The sequence below is a fragment of the Agrobacterium sp. OT33 genome, from assembly GCF_017313365.1.
Taxonomy (GTDB): domain Bacteria; phylum Pseudomonadota; class Alphaproteobacteria; order Rhizobiales; family Rhizobiaceae; genus Agrobacterium; species Agrobacterium rhizogenes_A.
Genome location: NZ_JAFLMZ010000002.1, coordinates 636,095 through 654,604 on the forward strand (window position 1 = coordinate 636,095; position 18,510 = coordinate 654,604).

The 18,510-nt window shown below is 61.4% G+C and carries 17 protein-coding genes; 12 read left to right on the top strand and 5 right to left on the bottom strand.

The genetic code is table 11. The annotated features are described in order from the left end of the window. The first annotated feature begins 18 nt into the window (after positions 1-18). Positions 19-294, top strand: coding sequence for a type II toxin-antitoxin system Phd/YefM family antitoxin (locus JZX88_RS07315; RefSeq protein ID WP_206913118.1), 276 nt, complete (start codon positions 19-21; stop codon positions 292-294). Between the two features lie 107 nt (positions 295-401). After that, complete coding sequence (locus tag JZX88_RS07320; protein ID WP_246753445.1) at positions 402-716, top strand: hypothetical protein; 315 nt, start codon at positions 402-404, stop codon at positions 714-716. Between the two features lies 1 nt (position 717). On the opposite strand, the gene JZX88_RS07325 is transcribed toward JZX88_RS07320, so the two are convergent. The 3 genes from JZX88_RS07325 to JZX88_RS07335 all read right to left on the bottom strand — a co-directional run bounded on the left by JZX88_RS07325 (position 718) and on the right by JZX88_RS07335 (position 3,836). Further along, a complete protein-coding gene (locus JZX88_RS07325) occupies positions 718-1,329 on the bottom strand; it encodes a GNAT family N-acetyltransferase (RefSeq protein ID WP_110759893.1) in 612 nt (203 codons plus the stop codon). A gap of 138 nt (positions 1,330-1,467) precedes the next feature. Next, positions 1,468-3,120: an acyl-CoA dehydrogenase family protein gene (locus tag JZX88_RS07330; protein ID WP_065115458.1), complete on the bottom strand. Its 1,653-nt coding sequence runs from the start codon at positions 3,118-3,120 to the stop codon at positions 1,468-1,470. 137 nt (positions 3,121-3,257) lie between these two features. After that, positions 3,258-3,836, bottom strand: a complete 579-nt coding sequence (locus JZX88_RS07335) for a LysE family translocator (protein ID WP_246753446.1) — start codon at positions 3,834-3,836, stop codon at positions 3,258-3,260. 298 nt (positions 3,837-4,134) lie between these two features. On the opposite strand from JZX88_RS07335, the gene JZX88_RS07340 reads away from it, so the two are divergent. The 4 genes from JZX88_RS07340 to dprA are packed head-to-tail and all read left to right on the top strand — an operon-like array spanning position 4,135 to position 8,196. Next, entirely contained in the window at positions 4,135-5,076 is a 942-nt protein-coding gene (locus JZX88_RS07340; RefSeq protein WP_003521487.1) for an aspartate carbamoyltransferase catalytic subunit, read from the top strand. Then, a complete protein-coding gene (locus JZX88_RS07345; protein WP_206913121.1) occupies positions 5,073-6,365 on the top strand; it encodes a dihydroorotase in 1,293 nt (430 codons plus the stop codon). The genes JZX88_RS07340 and JZX88_RS07345 overlap by 4 nt, the downstream gene beginning before the upstream one ends. Positions 6,366-6,413: 48 nt before the next feature. Next, positions 6,414-7,031: a glycerol-3-phosphate 1-O-acyltransferase PlsY gene (plsY, locus tag JZX88_RS07350; protein WP_174029323.1), complete on the top strand. Its 618-nt coding sequence runs from the start codon at positions 6,414-6,416 to the stop codon at positions 7,029-7,031. Between the two features lie 22 nt (positions 7,032-7,053). Continuing rightward, the gene (dprA, locus tag JZX88_RS07355; protein ID WP_206913123.1) at positions 7,054-8,196 is read left to right on the top strand and encodes a DNA-processing protein DprA; all 1,143 of its coding nucleotides are present in this window, start codon (positions 7,054-7,056) and stop codon (positions 8,194-8,196) included. Here dprA and JZX88_RS07360 read toward each other — a convergent pair. Next, entirely contained in the window at positions 8,149-8,382 is a 234-nt protein-coding gene (locus JZX88_RS07360; RefSeq protein WP_065115454.1) for a hypothetical protein, read from the bottom strand. The genes dprA and JZX88_RS07360 overlap by 48 nt on opposite strands. 258 nt (positions 8,383-8,640) lie before the next feature. On the opposite strand from JZX88_RS07360, the gene topA reads away from it, so the two are divergent. The 6 genes from topA to rpmG all read left to right on the top strand — a co-directional run bounded on the left by topA (position 8,641) and on the right by rpmG (position 16,305). Continuing rightward, positions 8,641-11,322: a type I DNA topoisomerase gene (gene topA / locus JZX88_RS07365; RefSeq protein WP_206913125.1), complete on the top strand. Its 2,682-nt coding sequence runs from the start codon at positions 8,641-8,643 to the stop codon at positions 11,320-11,322. Beyond that, positions 11,319-13,673, top strand: coding sequence for a ribonuclease R (gene rnr / locus JZX88_RS07370; protein WP_206913127.1), 2,355 nt, complete (start codon positions 11,319-11,321; stop codon positions 13,671-13,673). Before topA ends, rnr begins: the two co-directional genes overlap by 4 nt. 59 nt (positions 13,674-13,732) lie before the next feature. Continuing rightward, a complete protein-coding gene (locus tag JZX88_RS07375; RefSeq protein ID WP_065115451.1) occupies positions 13,733-14,176 on the top strand; it encodes a DUF983 domain-containing protein in 444 nt (147 codons plus the stop codon). A 64-nt stretch (positions 14,177-14,240) separates the two neighbouring features. Then, positions 14,241-14,867 carry an NUDIX domain-containing protein gene (locus JZX88_RS07380; RefSeq protein ID WP_077767774.1) on the top strand — a complete coding sequence of 209 codons (627 nt, stop codon included), beginning with the start codon at positions 14,241-14,243 and terminating at the stop codon, positions 14,865-14,867. A gap of 8 nt (positions 14,868-14,875) precedes the next feature. Further along, entirely contained in the window at positions 14,876-16,048 is a 1,173-nt protein-coding gene (locus tag JZX88_RS07385; protein ID WP_065115450.1) for an MFS transporter, read from the top strand. Positions 16,049-16,137: 89 nt separating this feature from the next. After that, positions 16,138-16,305 (top strand): 50S ribosomal protein L33, encoded by a 168-nt coding sequence (rpmG, locus tag JZX88_RS07390; RefSeq protein ID WP_003496403.1) that lies wholly within the window; start codon positions 16,138-16,140, stop codon positions 16,303-16,305. An 828-nt stretch (positions 16,306-17,133) separates the two neighbouring features. Here the strand turns inward: rpmG and JZX88_RS07395 are convergent. Next, the gene (locus tag JZX88_RS07395; RefSeq protein ID WP_065115449.1) at positions 17,134-18,504 is read right to left on the bottom strand and encodes a PleD family two-component system response regulator; all 1,371 of its coding nucleotides are present in this window, start codon (positions 18,502-18,504) and stop codon (positions 17,134-17,136) included. Positions 18,505-18,510 lie beyond the last annotated feature (6 nt).

An 18,510-nucleotide genomic window follows, 5' to 3' on the forward strand; every position in this document is an offset into this window, starting at 1 on the left:
CAGACTTTAGGAGTCCTCATGAAAAGAAAATCTATTTCCACCGCGGAGTTTATGCGACATTTCGGTCGCTACCATGACGAAGCGCAGAAATCGCCCATTTTGCTGACGAAGCATGGGCGACCTTCTGTCGTGGTGATGCCGGTCGAACTTTTCGAAAAAATGCTGGGAAGCGACGATCCGCGCAGGTCTTACGCTGCTGGTGAAATGCCCGATGAATTGGCCGCCATCTTCAACACCCAACTGGAGAAAGACTCCGAAGAATATCGGACATCCCGCGATGAGCAGGACAGATAATGTCCAAGTTCAGACGCGGTGATATCGTTTCCTATCCCTATTTGTGGCGATGGCAGTCTGCCGCTAATCCAACGCGTGACCATGGGGAAAAAGATCGCCCCGTCTGCATGATCCTGACGATTACGGACGCGCAGGGCTTGTCGCATATATTGCTGCTGCCCATTTCATCGAAACCGCCGCAGGATAGCCAGCAGCGGGCAATCGAAATACCGAAACTCGAGCTTCGGCGCGCAAAATTAACCGGCTATGATCGCGGGTGGATCACCGTCAGCGAATGCAATTACGACGTGATCGAACGATCCTACCACTTCAACGCTCTTCAACAGCCCATCGGGCGTTTCAGCGAGACATTTCTTGAAGACATCCGCACTGCCTTTGCACCGTTTCTGGCGGCGGGGGCAGCGCGGGTCATCAGAATCTGAATTACTCCAGCGCCATGCCGAACCAGACACTGCCAGGCGTTTCGTGGCTTTCAAGGCGTTTGAACCCGCGGGTTTCCCAGAAGCGCATGCCCGCATGGTTGCGCTCGCTGGCGCCGAGATGGATGCCGTAGACGTTGTTCTGCCTTGCCATATCCAGCCAGCGCGACAGAAGCCGGGTGCCGCCGCCCTTCCCTTGCGTGCGCGGCAGGAGGTTCATGTGGATATGGGCCGGGAACGGATCGGTGAGCCATACCGGTGTGCGGCGCGGATGATGGATGAAATGCGCGCGGCGCTGGTCGGCGTCCCACGTCTGCTGGTCACCGCCGGGGTCGGGGTAAAGAGAGCGCAGATGCGGCCACCATTCCCGCTCAAGCCGCTCTTCATGCCGTGCCGTATCAAGCGCGCCGACGATATAGCCGCACACACCGTCCTCGTCCTCGGCCACAAAAACGGCATCGGGCCACAGATGCAGATAGGGCACGGCGTAGATATGCCCGACCATGCGACCATCGTTGTAAAGCGGGGTGGCATCCTGCCCGGCATCGCCGGTGGCAAGGCTTATGGCGTAGAGAGCTTCTTCATCCTCGGCGCGGGCGGAACGGAAGATCAGCATTGGCAGCGACCTTCCCTTGCCGCGCATCGACACGCGAAAGTGTCACGACAGATCGGAACACGCCTAACGCCATTGCTGTTTTTCAAATCCGAGACCCCTCCCGCCGGGACTGCAACACCTTCACCCCCACGTCGCTGCTCAGGACGCGGGCGGATAAAGGAGATCGATTATATACGTCGGATCGAAACGGGAATCGAGCATACCGTAAGTGTGCCGCCAACCGCCCGCGAGACGGGTTTCGAGGAAGGCATCGGCGATCTTGCCGGCACCGAGGCGGCAAAGCTCGGCGGCAGCGGCCGCAAGCGCGAACTGCTCCACCAGCAGGCGGGCCGCCCCCTCATCACGTTCGGCAAGGGCGATCGCGGCGCGCAGCACGTCGGTGGTCTTCTTGCCCGCTGCCCCAAGATCGCGCTCCAGCGTCTGGAAGACGAGATCGAACAGGTCCTTGCCGCGCTGGAGAACCCGCAGCACATCCAGCGCCATGACGTTGCCGGAGCCTTCCCAGATGGCGTTGACCGGCGCTTCGCGGTAGTGGCGGGCAATCGGCCGCTCTTCCACGTAACCATTGCCGCCAAGGCATTCCATGGCCTCGTAGATAAGCGCCGGCGCGATCTTGCAGCACCAGTATTTCACGATGGGCGTCATCACCCGCGCATAGGCGGCTTCGGCCGGATTGTTGCGGGCGGCGTCGAATGCCGTCGCCAGCCGGAAGGAGAGCGCAGTGGCCGCGGCCACATCCAGCGCCATGTCGGCGAGAACCCGCGTCATGATCGGCTGGGTGACCAGCATCTTGCCGAAAACCGAACGGCCGCGCGCGTAATGCACTGCTTCGGCAAGCGAGGCGCGCATCATGCCTGACGATGCCAGCGCGCAATCGAGCCGCGTCAACGTCACCATATCGAGAATGGTGCGGATACCGCTGCCGGGATCGCCCAGCAGATATCCGAAGGCATCGGTGAATTCGACTTCGGCCGACGCATTGGAGCGATTGCCGAGCTTGTCCTTCAGGCGCTGGAAGTGCAGGCCGTTCTTCGAACCGTCCTCCAGATAACGCGGCACGAGGAAGCAACCCATGCCGTCGCCCATCTGGGCGAGCATGACGAAACCGTCGCTCATCGGCGCGGAGAGGAACCATTTGTGGCCGGACAGGCGATAGATACCCTCGCCCACCCGCTCGGCGGTGGTGCGGTTGGCGCGCACATCCGTGCCGCCCTGCTTTTCCGTCATGCCCATGCCGATGGTGACGGCGGTTTTCTGCAGGGCCGGTTTCTGCGAGCTGTCATATTTGCGCGAGAGGATCTTCGGCGCCCATTCCTTCTGCACGCGCGGCGAGGCCATGATGGCGGCAACGGAGGCACTGGTCATGGTCAGCGGGCAGAGATGCCCGGCTTCAAGCTGCGAGGTCAGGTAAAATTTCGTGGCGCGTGCCTTGTGCTCATTGCCGCGCGTATCAGGGGAATTTTCCCAGACGCTGGAATGCAGGCCTGATGACATGGAGCGGCGCATCAACGCGTGCCATGCGGGATGGAACTCCACTTGGTCGAGACGTTCGCCGCGCGGGCCATGGGTATGCAGCTGCGGCACGCCCTGATTGGCCATGCGTGCCAGTTCCTGCGCCTCGTGCGAGGTGACATAACGGCCGAGCTGGTCGAACTCGTCCCTCAGATTGCGCGACAGGCCGGAGGTGAGGTCGACGATCAGCGGATCGGAACGATAGGCGTTGATGCCGGACCAGAGGCTTGGCTGGTTCAGTTCGGCGAGCGATTCTTCTGTCCGGGAGTTCTGGGTCATCCGCTGCTTCTAGCTGTTTTGTACTGGCATTGCATAGTGGGGTGATATTGCATAATTCCACCCGCAGGAAGCGATCGGGACGATTAAACCGCCGCTTTCAGCATTTTTCGGGAGTGGTCCTGATTTAGGTGCCCAGCCTAGAGAATGCCAAACACGTTTCCGGCAAGACCGAGCGACAACACCAGAAGGAAGCCCGACGCGGTGCCGCGCACGAGGCGTGGCGAAGACCGATCCGCATGGCGGATGAGAAACGCCCCGACGCACAGCCACATAAGGGCCGCGAAAGCCACCAGCGCAGAAAACAGCAGGATATACGGCCATATCCGGGGCAGCGGCGCCTGTGGCAGCAGGACAAGGCCGACGATAAGACCTTTGGGGTTGAGGCAGGTGGTGACGAAAACCCGACGAGGCGTGATCGCCGCACCGGCCGGTGCGGAGGATGGCAGGGTCCATAGCCGAACAGCCAGAAACGCGACCCAGATCGCGGCGCAAAGCTTGATGGCCTGCGCGAGACCCGCATGTGCCTTCAGAAAATCGGAAAACAGCACGACAAGCGCAAGAATGACCAGCAGATAGCCGGCGATTTCACCCAGCATCAGCGGGAGCGACGCGCGAACGCCGCGTCCGGCACCGGAAAGCGCAAGAAGCGTGTTGGTCGGGCCGGGCGTCAAAAGCAGGCCCAGAACGGCAAGGACAAAAACAGAATAGGCGTGCATTGCGATGGGTCCGATCACCTGCGTCGCAGACCGGAATTGTCCGCGAGTTCCACCCCGAAACTGGCCGATGCCGCAGGATCGTGCCTTGATATAAAGCAAGCGGGGAAACATCGCCATGTTTTCATTTCGAGGGGTGACGGGTGCTTGCCCCTGAGGCAAGCAATCTCTATAGAGCGCAAGACCGAATTCCGCCGCACTCCTGAGGCGTGTTCACAGCGAAAGGGAGCGCGCGGATCAGCATTCGGGCGTTCCGGGCATTTTCACGGGAAAATGCGGCGCCCGTCAGGAGGCAAACCGCATGGTCTTCTTCCCCCATCGCCATCTCCTCGGCATCAAGGGGCTTTCCCATCAGGATATCACCCTGCTTCTCGACAAGGCCGACGAGGCGGTGAAAATCAGCCGCCAGCGCGAGAAAAAGACCTCGACGCTTCGGGGTCTGACGCAGATCAACCTGTTTTTCGAAGCCTCGACGCGCACGCAATCCTCCTTCGAGCTGGCCGGAAAACGCCTCGGCGCCGACGTGATGAACATGTCGGTCGGCAATTCCTCGGTGAAGAAGGGCGAAACGCTGATCGATACGGCGATGACGCTGAACGCCATGCGCCCGGACGTGCTTGTCGTGCGCCATTCCTCCGCAGGGGCGGCAGCGCTTCTCGCGCAAAAGGTCGCCTGCTCCGTGGTCAATGCCGGCGACGGCCAGCACGAGCACCCGACACAGGCGCTGCTCGATGCGCTGACTATCCGCCGTGCCAAGGGCGAGCTATCAGGCATCACGGTGGCGATCTGCGGTGACGTGCTGCATTCACGCGTTGCCCGCTCCAACATTATCCTGCTCAACCAGATGGGCGCGCGCGTTCGCGTCGTCGCCCCCGCCACGCTTCTTCCCTCCGGCATTCGCGACATGAGCGTGGAAGTCTTCCATGACATGAAGGAAGGGTTGAAGAACGCCGATGTGGTGATGATGCTGCGCCTGCAGCGCGAGCGTATGTCCGGCTCCTTCGTGCCTTCGGTGCGCGAATATTTCCATTATTACGGTCTCGACGCCGAAAAGCTGAAGGCGGCGAAGGAGGATGCGCTGGTCATGCATCCCGGCCCGATGAACCGCGGCGTGGAAATCGCCTCAGACGTGGCCGACGGTCCGCAGAGCGTGATCGAAAGCCAGGTGGAAATGGGGGTTGCCGTGCGCATGGCGGTCATGGAAACCCTGCTTGTCTCGCAAAATCAGGGTGAGCGCGTATGAGTGCCGTGACCGTTCTCAACAATCTCCGCATCGTTGATCCCTCCCGCAATCTGGATGAGACCGGCAGCATCGTCATCGGTGCCGATGGCACCATTCTGGCGGCAGGCAAGGATGCGCACAATCAGGGTGCGCCGGAAGGTGCGGCGGTGCGCGACTGCAAGGGGCTCCTGGCCGTTCCCGGTCTGGTGGATGCCCGCGTCTTCGTGGGTGAACCGGGCGCGGAACATCGCGAAACCATCGAATCCGCCTCGCGCGCGGCAGCGGCCGGCGGTGTGACCAGCATCATCGTGATGCCGGACACCGACCCCGTCATCGATGACATCGCGCTGGTCGAATATGTGAAGAAGACGGCACGCGACAAGGCAATCGTCAATGTCCACCCGGCAGCGGCCCTGACCAAGGGTCTCAATGGCGAAGAAATGACCGAATTCGGCATGCTGAAGGAAGCCGGCGCGGTTGCGTTCACCAATGGCCGCAAGGCGCTTTCCGACACGCTGGTGCTGCGCCGCGCCATGACCTATGCGCGCGAACTGGGTGCTGTCATCGCGCTCGAGACCCGCGACAAATATATCGGCGGCGGTGACATGAACGAGGGGCTTTTTGCCAGCTGGCTCGGGCTGTCAGGCGTTCCGAAGGAAGCCGAGATCATTCCGCTGGAGCGTGACCTGCGCATTGCCGGGCTGACACAGGCGATCTACCACGCCGCCAAGATTTCCGTACCGGAATCGGCGGATGCGATCCGCCTTGCCCGGCAGCAGGGCGTGAAAGCGACCTGTGGCATTTCGATCAATCATCTGACACTCAACGAGAACGATATCGGCGAATACCGCACCTTCTTCAAGCTTTCCCCGCCGTTGCGCGCCGAAGACGACCGCAAGGCCATGGTGGAAGCGCTGAAGGACGGCACCATCGACATCATTGTCTCCTCGCACGACCCGCAGGATGTCGACACCAAGCGCCTGCCGTTTTCGGATGCGGCGAGCGGCGCAGTGGGGCTGGAGACTATGCTGGCGGCGGCATTGCGCCTGCACCACAGCGGTGAAGTTCCGCTGATGCGGTTGATCGATGCGCTTTCCACCCGCCCGGCGAAGATTTTCGGTCTCGACGCCGGAACGCTCAAAGTCGGTGCGAAGGCCGATATCACCCTGATCGATCTCGATGAGCCCTGGCTCGTGGCACGCGACCAGCTGGTGTCGAAATCCAAGAATACGCCGTTCGAGGATGCCCGTTTCAGCGGCCGCGCTGTGGCCACTTATGTGGCTGGCAAAGCCGTTCATTCCTTGGCATAAGATCAGCAACAGAGATCACGCTGACGGCGCGACAGAGGGGACATCTGAATGAGTGCTTTGACTGACTGGCAGACGGCGCCTGCCCTTCTCGCGCTTGCGGCGCTGATCGGCTATCTGTTCGGTTCCATCCCCTTCGGCCTCATTCTCACCCGCATGGCGGGGCTGGGCGACGTGCGCAAGATCGGCTCCGGCAATATCGGCGCCACCAACGTGCTGCGTACCGGCAACAAGAAGCTTGCCGCCGCGACCCTGCTGCTCGATGCGCTGAAGGGCACGGCGGCGGTGCTGGTTGCCAATGCGCTCTGGGGTTACGAAGCCTCACTGGTCGCCGGTTTCTTCGCCTTCCTCGGCCACCTGTTTCCGGTGTGGCTCGGCTTCAAGGGCGGCAAGGGTGTGGCGACCTATATCGGCGTACTTCTGGGTGCAGCACCGCTGATGATGCTTGCCTTTGCGCTGATCTGGCTCGCAACGGCCTTCATCACCCGCTATTCCTCGCTGTCGGCATTGCTGGCCATGCTGGTCATTCCCGTGGCGCTCTGGATATTCGGACCTGAAAAGACGGCGCTGCTGGTGACGCTGCTCAGCGTTATTTCCTGGTGGAAGCACCGCGAGAACATCGCACGCCTGCTGGCGGGCACCGAAAGCAGGATCGGTCAAAAGGGCTGAAACCCCATATCGAGGATATGCCATGCCGCATGAGGAAACGAAACGGCAGGGCATGGAGCTTTCCGCGCGGCAGCGGGTCGCATGGCTGCGGCTGATCCGCAGCGACAATATCGGCCCCGTCACCTTTCGCGAACTGATCAATCATTTCGGCAGCGCCGAAAAGGCGCTCGATGCCCTACCCGAGCTGTCAAGGCGCGGCGGCTCGTCGCGCAGCCCGCGCATCGCCGCGCAGGCGGAGGCGGAAGGCGAGATCGAGACCGCAGAGAAATTCGGCGCGCGTTTCGTCGGCATCGGCGAACCGGATTATCCGCCTGCCCTGCGGCAGCTGGATGGCGCGCCGCCGCTGATCGCCATGAAGGGACCGGCCGATGCCGCAACAAGAACCTGCGTCGGCATCGTCGGCTCGCGTAATGCCTCCATCAACGGCGCGAAATTCGCCGCCATGCTGGCACGCGACTGCGGCCGGGCTGGATACACGATCGCTTCCGGGCTGGCACGCGGCATTGACGCCGCCGCACACCGGGCAAGCCTTGCAACCGGTACGGTGGCGATGCTGGCCGGCGGCCTCGACCGGCCCTACCCGCAGGAAAATTTCGGGCTATTGCAGGACATATACGATCAGGGCGGCGCGACGATCAGCGAAATGCCGTTCGGCTGGGAACCCCGCGCCCGGGATTTTCCCCGCCGCAACCGGCTGATCGCCGGCGTCTCGCTTGGCGTCGTCATCGTCGAAGCGGCGGAGCGCTCGGGCTCGCTGATCACGGCGCGGCTTGCAGGCGAAGCGGGACGGCTGGTTTTTGCGGTGCCCGGTTCCCCGCTCGATCCGCGCTGCGAGGGAACAAACCGGCTGATCAAGGAAGGCGCGATGCTGACCACCGGCGCGGCCGATATTCTCGAAGCGCTGCGACCGCTGATGGAGCCGCAATTGCCCTATGACCGCAAGATCGAGGAACCGCGATCCGAAAACGAGATGTCACCGCCCGGAGATGACGAGCGTAGCGTCATAGCTTCCGCTCTCGGTCCCTCACCCGTCGAGATTGACGACGTCATCCGCCACACGGGCTTTTCCGCGGCCACCGTTCATCTGGTCTTGCTGGAGCTTGATATAGCCGGCCGTCTAAACCGGCATGCCGGGGGGCGTGTGTCGCTCGTCATCGCGGATTGACAGCTTGCGCCGTCCGCTCTGGATATCGCCGACTTCGACATAGGCCATCTCGATCAGATAACACAGCATGTCGGCGCCCTCGCGGCTTGCGACCTGCCGCAGCTCCGCCAGCATCTGGCGAATGTAAGCCAAGCTCTCTCTGGTCCCTTCATTGTCGGCATTATTGTTTGTCGCGTTCGGGACCATATATTTATCCTAAAGATTCCGCCTGAAACGAAGAGCATTAAGTAGATTCAAATGATGTTGCCCATCATAACCAATTTACCAAAGATTGCAATACAACAATAGATTATCCATAGGTTGCATACGCCTTGGAGCGATAAAATGGGGCTTGCCTCTTGACCCGCGCGCATTACCTGTCCATGTCGAATTATAAAGAAGCCTTGTTGCGGCCTTCCTCCGTGACCCGGCTATGTTAACGGACCAGTTCCAGAGAAAAACAATATGAATGTCGTCGTCGTAGAATCTCCTGCCAAAGCCAAGACGATCAACAAGTATCTTGGTTCCGGCTACAAGGTTCTTGCATCCTTTGGCCACGTCAGAGACCTTCCTGCCAAGGACGGATCGGTGCTGCCCGACCAGGATTTCGAAATGTCCTGGGAGGTCGACAGCGCTTCCGCCAAGCGCATGAAGGATATTGCCGATGCGGTGAAATCCTCCGACGGCCTCATTCTCGCAACCGACCCTGATCGCGAAGGCGAGGCGATTTCCTGGCACGTTCTCGATCTTTTGAAGAAGAAGCGCGTCCTCGGCGACAAGCCGGTGAAGCGCGTGGTCTTCAACGCCATCACCAAAAAGGCGGTGCTGGACGCCATGGCGAACCCGCGCGACATCGACGTGCCGCTGGTGGATGCCTATCTCGCCCGCCGCGCGCTGGATTATCTCGTCGGCTTCAACCTGTCGCCCGTGCTGTGGCGCAAGCTGCCGGGCGCGCGTTCCGCCGGCCGCGTACAGTCCGTTGCCTTGCGCCTCGTCTGCGACCGCGAATCCGAGATCGAGCGTTTCGTCTCCGAGGAGTACTGGAATATCAGCGCGCTGTTGAAGACACCGCGCGGTGACGAGTTCGAGGCGAAGCTGGTTTCCGCCGACGGCAAGCGATTGCAAAACCGCGGGATCAAGACCGGCGAAGAGGCGAACCGGCTGAAGGTGCTGCTGGAAGGCGCCACCTATGTGGTGGATTCCGTCGAGGCCAAACCCGTCAAGCGCAATCCCGGCCCGCCCTTCACCACCTCGACGCTGCAGCAGGCGGCCTCCTCGCGCATGGGCTTTTCCGCCTCGCGCACCATGCAGGTGGCGCAGAAGCTTTACGAAGGCATCGATATCGGCGGCGAGACCGTCGGTCTGATCACCTATATGCGTACCGACGGCGTCCAGATGGCGCCGGAGGCGATCGACGCCGCACGCCGGGCCATCGGCGAGCAGTTCGGTGACCGTTACGTGCCGGAAAAGGCGCGTTTCTACTCCACCAAGGCCAAGAACGCACAGGAAGCGCACGAGGCGATCCGCCCGACCGATTTCAACCGCACGCCGGATCAGGTGAAGCGTTTCCTCGATCCCGATCAGCTGCGCCTTTACGACCTGATCTGGAAGCGCGGTATCGCCAGCCAGATGGCGTCGGCCGAAATCGAGCGTACCACAGTGGAAATCCTCGCCGGCAATGGCGGCGAAAAGGCGGGCCTGCGCGCCGTCGGTTCGGTGATCCGCTTCGACGGCTTCATCGCCGCCTATACCGACCAGAAGGAAGACGGTGAACAGAGCGACGACGGTGATGACGAAGGCCGTCTGCCGCCGATCAACGAGCGCGAAAACCTCGCCAAGCAGAAGATCAACGCCAGCCAGCACTTCACCGAACCGCCACCGCGCTATTCGGAAGCCTCGCTGATCAAGAAGATGGAAGAACTCGGCATCGGCCGTCCTTCCACCTATGCGGCGACACTGAAGACGCTGAGCGACCGCGAATATATCGTCATCGACAAGCGCAAGCTGGTGCCGCATTCGCGCGGACGGCTGGTGACGGCTTTCCTCGAAAGCTTCTTTTCGAAATATGTGGAATACGACTTCACCGCCGCCCTCGAAGAAAAGCTCGACCGCATCTCTGCCGGCGAACTGGACTGGAAACAGGTGCTGCGCGATTTCTGGAAGGATTTCTTCGCGCAGATCGAAGACACCAAGGAACTGCGCGTTACCAACGTGCTGGATGCGCTGAACGAAGTTCTGGCGCCGCTGGTCTTCCCGAAACGCGAAGACGGTTCCGATCCGCGCATCTGCCAGGTTTGCGGCACAGGTAATCTTTCGCTGAAGCTCGGCAAATACGGCGCCTTCGTCGGTTGCTCCAACTATCCGGAATGCAACTACACCCGCCAGCTCACCTCCGACGGTGCGGAAGCGGAAGCTGCGGCGCTGAACGAGCCGAAGGCGCTCGGCGCCGATCCGATGACCGGCGAGGAGCTGACGCTGCGGTCGGGCCGTTTCGGGCCCTATATCCAGCGCGGCGATGGCAAGGAAGCCAAGCGCTCCTCCCTGCCCAAGGGCTGGAAGCCTGAAGATATCGACCACGAGAAGGCGCTGGCGCTCATCAACCTGCCGCGCGATATCGGCAAGCATCCGGAAACCGGCAAGATGATATCGGCCGGTCTCGGCCGCTACGGGCCGTTCCTTTTGCATGACGGTTCCTATGCCAACCTCGAAAGCATCGAGGATGTGTTTTCCATCGGCCTCAACCGTGCCGTGACCGTCATTGCCGAGAAGCAGAGCAAGGGTCCCGGACGCGGACGCAGCGGCACACCGGCTGCCCTGAAGGAACTGGGCGACCACCCCGATGGCGGCGCGATCACCGTTCGCGACGGGCGTTATGGCGCTTACGTCAACTGGGCCAAGGTCAACGCCACCATTCCCAAGGGTCAGGATCCGGCCTCGGTGACGCTGGACGAGGCGCTGGTGCTGATCGCCGAGCGCATCGCCAAGACCGGCACCGGCGGCAAGCCTGCCAAGGCAAAGAAGACCGCTGCCAAGAAGGCTGATGGCGACGCCGCAAAGCCGAAGGCGACAAAGGCCAAGGCCGCAACGAAGAGCAAGGCGGCCGCCAAGCCGAAGGCAGCGGCCAAACCCAAGAAGGCAGCAGAGTGAGCAAGGCGCCGCGTCAGAGACAGGGTTCCGCCAGCGACGGTTTCGGACGCACCGGGCGCGGCAAGCGTGTGAGCGAAGGTGAAGGCATCATCCATGGTGAGGTGCCTTCCCGCGACGTGCTACTGAAATTCATCGCAGACCACCCGCAGCAGGCCTCCAAGCGCGAGATCGCCAAGGCTTTCGGGCTGAAGGGTGAGAACCGCGTCGTCCTCAAGGCGCTTCTGAAGGAACTTGAAACCGACGGCATGGTGCAGAAGAGCCGCAAGTCGCTGACGCGGCCGGGCGGCCTGCCGCCGGTCACGGTTCTCGATATCACCACCCGCGACAAGGATGGCGAGTTGATCGGCCGCCCGGCCGAATGGCCGGAGGATATGGGTGCGGCACCGGCCGTTCTCATCCGCCAGTCGTCGCAGGATCGCGGCAAGAAGGCCCCGGCGGCCGGTCTCGGCGACCGTATTCTGGCAAAGATATTCCCCTCCAAGGAAAGCACTGGCCCGGCCTATACGGCGCGCGTCGTCAAGCTGATCGACCGCCGCCAGAACGCGCTGCTCGGCGTGTTCAAGGAGACGGCAGGCGGTGGCGGGCGGCTGATGCCGATCGACCGGCGCGGCGAGGAAATGGTCATCGACCCCGATGGCGTCGGCGATGCGAAGGACGGCGATCTGATCGAGGTGGAAACCTCACGCAACAGCGGCCGTTACGGGCTGACGCGCGCGAAAGTTCTGTCGGTCGTCGGCTCCGTCGCTTCGGAAAAGGCGATCTCGATGATCGCGATCCATTCCCACGGCATTCCGCATATCTTCCCCTCGAGCGTTCTGGCCGAGGCGGATGCCGCCAGGGCGGCGACCATGTCCCACCGCGAGGACTGGCGTGACCTGCCGCTCATCACCATCGATCCGGCCGACGCCAAGGATCATGACGATGCGGTCTATGCCGAGCCCGACACCTCGCCCGACAACCCTGACGGTGTCATCGTCACCGTCGCCATTGCCGATGTCTCCTGGTATGTGCGGCCCGGTTCGCCGCTCGACCGCGAGGCGCTGAAGCGCGGCAATTCGGTCTATTTCCCGGATCGCGTCGTGCCGATGCTGCCGGAGCGCATCTCCAACGATCTCTGCTCGCTGAAGGAAGGCGTCGACCGCCCTGCCCTTGCCGTGCGCATGACCTTCTCGAAAGAAGGCCGCAAGGCCGGCCACACCTTCCATCGCATCATGATGAAGAGCGCAGCCAAGCTCTCCTACCAGCAGGCGCAGGCTGCGATTGATGGGCGGCCTGACGACAAGACCGGTCCATTGCTGGAACCGATCCTGAAGCCGCTGTGGCACGCCTATGCCGTGATGAAGCGCGGCCGCGACCGTCGCCAGCCGCTGGAACTCGACATGCCGGAGCGCAAGATCCTGCTTCGGCCAGACGGTACGGTGGACAAGGTCGTCATTCCCGAACGCCTCGACGCGCACAAGCTGATCGAGGAAATGATGATCCAGGCGAATGTCGCCGCCGCTGAAACGCTGGAAAAGAAGAAGCAGCCGCTGGTCTATCGCGTCCATGATGCGCCCACGCTTTCCAAGCAGGAGGTGCTGCGCGAATTCCTCGGCACCATCGGCATATCCATGGCCAAGGGTGCGGCGATGCGCGCCAATTCCTTCAACGGCATTCTGGCCCGCGCGCTCGACACGCCGCACCAGATCATGGTCAACGAGATGGTGCTGCGCAGCCAGAGCCAGGCGATCTACAGCCCGGAAAATATCGGGCATTTCGGCCTCAACCTGATGAAATACGCGCATTTCACCTCACCGATCCGCCGTTATGCCGATCTGATCGTGCACCGCGCGCTGGTGGGGTCGCTTGGCCTCGGTGAAGGCGGCATCACGCCGCAGGAAGAGGCGACGCTCGACGATATCGCCGCCGAAATCTCCACCTTCGAGCGCCGCGCCATGGCCGCCGAACGCGACACCATCAACCGGCTGATCGCGCATCATCTCTCCGAACGGGTGGGTGAAGAATTCGAGGGCCGTGTTTCCGGTGTCACCAAGGCGGGACTTTTTGTCGCGCTTCCGCAATTTGGCGCCGACGGCTTTGTTCCTATATCTACGCTTGGAACCGACTATTTCCTCTATGACGAAGCCCATCAGGCGCTTACGGGGGAAAAGACCGGTCTCGGTTATCAGCTTGGCGACACGGTTCAGGTACGGCTTGCCGAAGCCGTGCCACTGGCGGGCGCGCTGCGTTTCGATATGCTGAGCCCGGGGCGCAAGATGCCGGTCGGCACGCGCTCGTTCCACAAGGCAGGCCGGCGGACGCCACGTCCTGCCGCCAAGCCCGGAACGCGGCCGCCGAGAAGGCGGCGTTAGGGCGACGACGATAACAGGACCGCTTCAGGCGGTTGAACGAACGGGAGAAGGACTTAAGGATGAGTGCACATCAGGGCTCGGAAACAGTCACCTTCGGCGACAACAGCGCGGAGCGGCCGCTTGGGCGCTCGATCATGCGGGGCATGGCGAACCGTTGCCCCGCCTGTGGCGGCGGACGCCTGTTTCGCGCCTTTCTGAAGCCGGTGGACAACTGTGCCGCCTGCGGCGCCGAAATGCATCACCACCGTTCCGATGACCTGCCGCCTTATATTTCCATCGTCATTATCGGCCATATCGCCGTTGGCGGCTTCATGATGACGGACATGGTGTTTTCCGTTCCCATGTGGGTGCATTTTGCCATCTGGGTACCAATCACCATTCTGGCCGCGCTCTTGACGCTGCAACCGATCAAGGGTGGCGTCATCGGCCTGCAATGGGCGCTGCGCATGCATGGCTTCGATGATAAACAGCAAAAAGTGCAGATAGACGGTTCCTCGCACTGACGGCAGGCAGGGCAACGTGCGCGTGACCCAGCTTTCCGAGAGCTCCGCCGTGGCAAGCCCGCGCCTGCGGCCGCGCGATGCCGCCTCCCTTATCCTGTTTGACCGCTCCGGCCCTGCCATCCGTGTCCTGATGGGTCAGCGTAGCAATGCCCATGTGTTCATGCCGGGCGCTTACGTGTTTCCGGGTGGCAAACGCGATCCGCGCGACCACGCCCTGCCCTTTTCGGGCGATCTTCATCCCGCCGTGCTGCAAAGCCTGACCACATCGGCTTCGCGCCGCATGAGCGCGGCCGGCGCCCGGGCGCTGGCACTTGCCGCCGCGCGTGAACTCGTCGAGGAAACCGGCATGGACATGGGGCTCGGGACGGGCGGCGCCGACCTTTCGCGTTTTCGCTATGTAGCGCGCGCCATCACCCCGCCCGGCAATATCAGGCGCTACGACACGCGATTCTTTTGCTGTTATGCCGACGAATTGCGGCTGGATACCCGGCTAAGTCGGGATTCCGAAGAGCTGCATGACGTGCAATGGCTTGACATAACAGACCTTTCCGGTCTGAACATGCCGAAAATCACCCGCACGGTTCTCGAAGATGTCACAAAACTCATGATAGGTGATCCGTCATTGCCCTTTGAAAGCCCCGCGCGGCTCTATGTCACGCGCCACGGCCGATTCATTCGAGACTTTGTATAAAGGCCGTCATGTCACAAACGAAATGCGAAGCGGACGCCATTCACTGGCCCTCACTGATCGCCGCCATATCCGCCATCAGCGCGGTCGGCGTCGCCATCGGTCTCGGGCTGCCGCTCCTGTCGATCATTCTTGAAAAGCGTGGCATCTCCTCCACCATGATCGGGGTGAATTCGGCGATGGCCGGCATCGCGGCCATGATGGCCGCCCCGGTCGCCAGCAAGATCGCCCATGATTTCGGGGTTGCCCGGACCATGCTGCTGGCGGTCGTGATTTCCGCGGTGAGCGCGCTCGGCTTTTATTTCGCCGAGGCCTTCTGGATGTGGTTCCCCCTCAGAATCGTTTTCCATGGCGCCACAACCACGCTGTTCATCCTTTCCGAATACTGGATCAACATGACCGCACCGCCGAAGAAACGCGGCATGGTTCTCGGCATCTACGCCACGGGACTGGCGGTCGGCTTCGCTGTCGGGCCCCTGCTGTTCTCCGTCGTCGGCAGCGAAGGCATCCTGCCCTTCCTCGTCGGAGCCGCGATCATCCTTCTGGCGGCCATCCCGATCTTCATGGCGCGTGGCGAAAGCCCGGAGCTGGACGAGCGGCCCAACCACCATTTCGTCCGTTACGTCTGGCTGGTGCCGATGGCGTCGGCCGCGGCCTTCGTGTTCGGTTCCGTGCAGGCGGGCGGCCTATCGCTCTTTCCCATCTACGCCACCCGCGAGGGCTTCAACGAATCGCAGGCGGCGCTGCTGCTGACCGTGATGGGAATCGGCAACATGGTCTTCCAGATACCGATCGGCCTGCTTTCCGACCGGATGAAGGATCGGCGCACCCTGCTCGCCCTGATGGCCTTTGCGGGCGTTTGCGGCACGCTTGCGCTGCCGGTCCTGGTGGAGAGCTGGCTTCTGGTGGCGGCGCTGCTGCTGTTCTGGGGCGGCCTCGTCTCCGGCATGTATACCGTCGGCCTCACCCATCTCGGCTCACGCCTGAAAGGCGCCGATCTGGTGGCTGCCAATGCCGCCTTCATCTTCTGTTACGCCATGGGGACGATTGCAGGGCCACAGGCGGTCGGCATTTCCATGGATGTCGCAGGCACCGACGGTTTCGCCTGGGCGCTTGCCGTATTTTTCGGGCTTTACGTGGTGCTTTATGGGTTCCGTTTTGTTTTCCGGGCAAAACAGACTTGACTTTTCAGGCGCGATACGTAGTTTCGCGCCAGATTTAGCCGAGGTGAGAAGCGCCTGCGGCTTCTCTTTTGTTTAAAGGCAGGACGACCATGGCGAAAGCTACAACAATCAAGATCAAGCTGCTGTCGACAGCTGACACCGGTACCTTCTACGTCACCACCAAGAACAGCCGCACGTTCACGGACAAGATGACGAAGACGAAGTACGACCCGGTTGTACGCAAGCACGTTGAATTCAAGGAAACCAAGATCAAGTAATTTTCTTGATCGGGTCTCCGGCAAAAGCGCGCCCAACGGGCGCGTTTTTTGTTTGTGCGGGTCTTCAGGCATTTCCAGGGGAGATGCCGCCAGCCTTCATATATTGCGCTCCGGTAGCCCGAGAATGCGCGATGAAGGGATATAGCGGGTAGCCCACAGGTATTTCAGACTCACCAAGGCATCTGCGCCTTGTTCCCCGCGCTTAGCGCCTCTCCTCCCTCCCGGCAGGAAAACGGCAAACGGCGCCAAACCGCCATAACGGAACTGACACGGCAAACCGGCTTCCCGGTCAGACAATTTTGTCGGGAGAAGGCGGTCGGCCGACGATGTGACTACGGCACGAGGAACCGATTCGGACATCGTCAGCCGACCGACCCCACGATTCAGGAGATGCGGCGGACCTGAGCATCATGGGGCATTCGAACTACGCAATACCAGCCCCTGACGAGCGAAAAAGCAGCGGTGCGAGCCGCCATCATTCCATCATCACGAGACGGAAAAACCGCCGGAAGAACTGTTATTCTCGATAATGAGTGTGCGCAGAAGTAAAATAAAAATCAACAAATTCTTAAGCCAGCGATACATAACCCGGAAAACATGGTTAAATATACAACGCTGGCACACTATAGTTTCCAGCGGGATTGAATTCAATATATTTTTCAACTTGAACTGTATTAACCCTACCCAACTTCGCCCATTCATTGCAAAAAGTTAAAATACGGGCAAGGTCAGGCACTTAAGTGCCCCGAGCGGCTTTTCGTCCCTTGGATGGCAAGTATCCCTGGCCAGGCCCGCCCGGCTTTTCGCGCCAGGCGTCCATGGCCGCCTTCAGGCGGCCGCAGCCACCACCCGGTTGCGCCCGGCGTGTTTGGCCTCGTAGAGCGCCTTGTCGGCCTGCTTCAGCAATTCGTCCGGCGTTCCGAAGGCGCCGCTGCTGGTCGCGATACCGAGCGAGGCCGTAATGCTCAGTTCGCGGTCGATGGAGCGCACATAGAACGGCTTGTCTTCAACGATTGCCCTCAGGCGTTCGGCGACGCTTGCGGCAAGCTCCATCGGCGTGTCGGGCATCACAACCACGAATTCCTCGCCGCCATAACGGCATGCGAGATCGGCGCCACGCACCGTGCTGCGGATACGCGCCGCAAATTCCCGCAGCACCTCGTCGCCGACATCGTGGCCATAGGTATCGTTGACCAGCTTGAAGCGGTCAATGTCGGTCATGCAGATGGAGATCGGGCGACCACGGACGGCGGCGCGGTCGAACAGTATCTTGAGGTGATTGTCGAGATATCGGCGATTGTTGAGGCCGGTCAGCGCGTCGACAATCGCAAGCTCCATCGTATGCTGCAGATTGAGCCGAAGATGTTCGTTGTAACGCTTGCGCCTGATCTGCGTCAGCGAGCGGGCAACAAGCTCGTTGGGATCGATCGGGCGCAGAATATAATCATTGACGCCAAGATCGAGCGCACGTGCCACCATGTCGTCCGCCCCCTGCTCCGCCACCAGAAGCAACGGCAGGAAACGGGTGCGTTCCAGCGACCGTAGCTGCGAACACAGTCTCAGGGGATCGTAGTCCTCGAAATTGGAATTGACGATGACAAGTTCGAACGGATTGCCCGCAGCCTTCAGCAGCGCCGCCTGCGGCTCGGTGACCGCATCCACCTCGGCAATCGGCTTCAACGCACGGACGATACGCTCCTGCGAGCTGGCGCGGCCATCCGCGACGAGAACGCGGCCGGGCGTCTGCATCAGGCCGTCGCTGCGCAGCATCTCCTCTATACCGATCTGCCTTGCGGTTTCGGCGCGCAGCCGCAATTCGTCACTGACGGCCTTGAGGCGCACCAGACTTTTGACACGGGCAATCAGCTGAAGGTCGTTGACCGGTTTGGTCAGGAAGTCATCCGCGCCGGCCTTGAGGCCGCGCACACGGTCGGAAGGCTGATCGAGCGCGGTGACCATCACCACGGGAATATGCGCCGTCTTCGGGTCGGCCTTCAGCCTTTCGCAGACTTCGAAACCGTCCATGCCCGGCATCATGATGTCGAGCAGGATGATATCGACCTGCTCCTCTTCGCAGATCGCCAGCGCCCTGAAGCCATCCTCTGCGGTGACGACATCGAAATACTCAGCCAGAAGCCGGGCCTCGAGAAGCTTCACATTGGCAGGAATGTCGTCAACAACCAGAACTCTCGCCGTCATAACCGT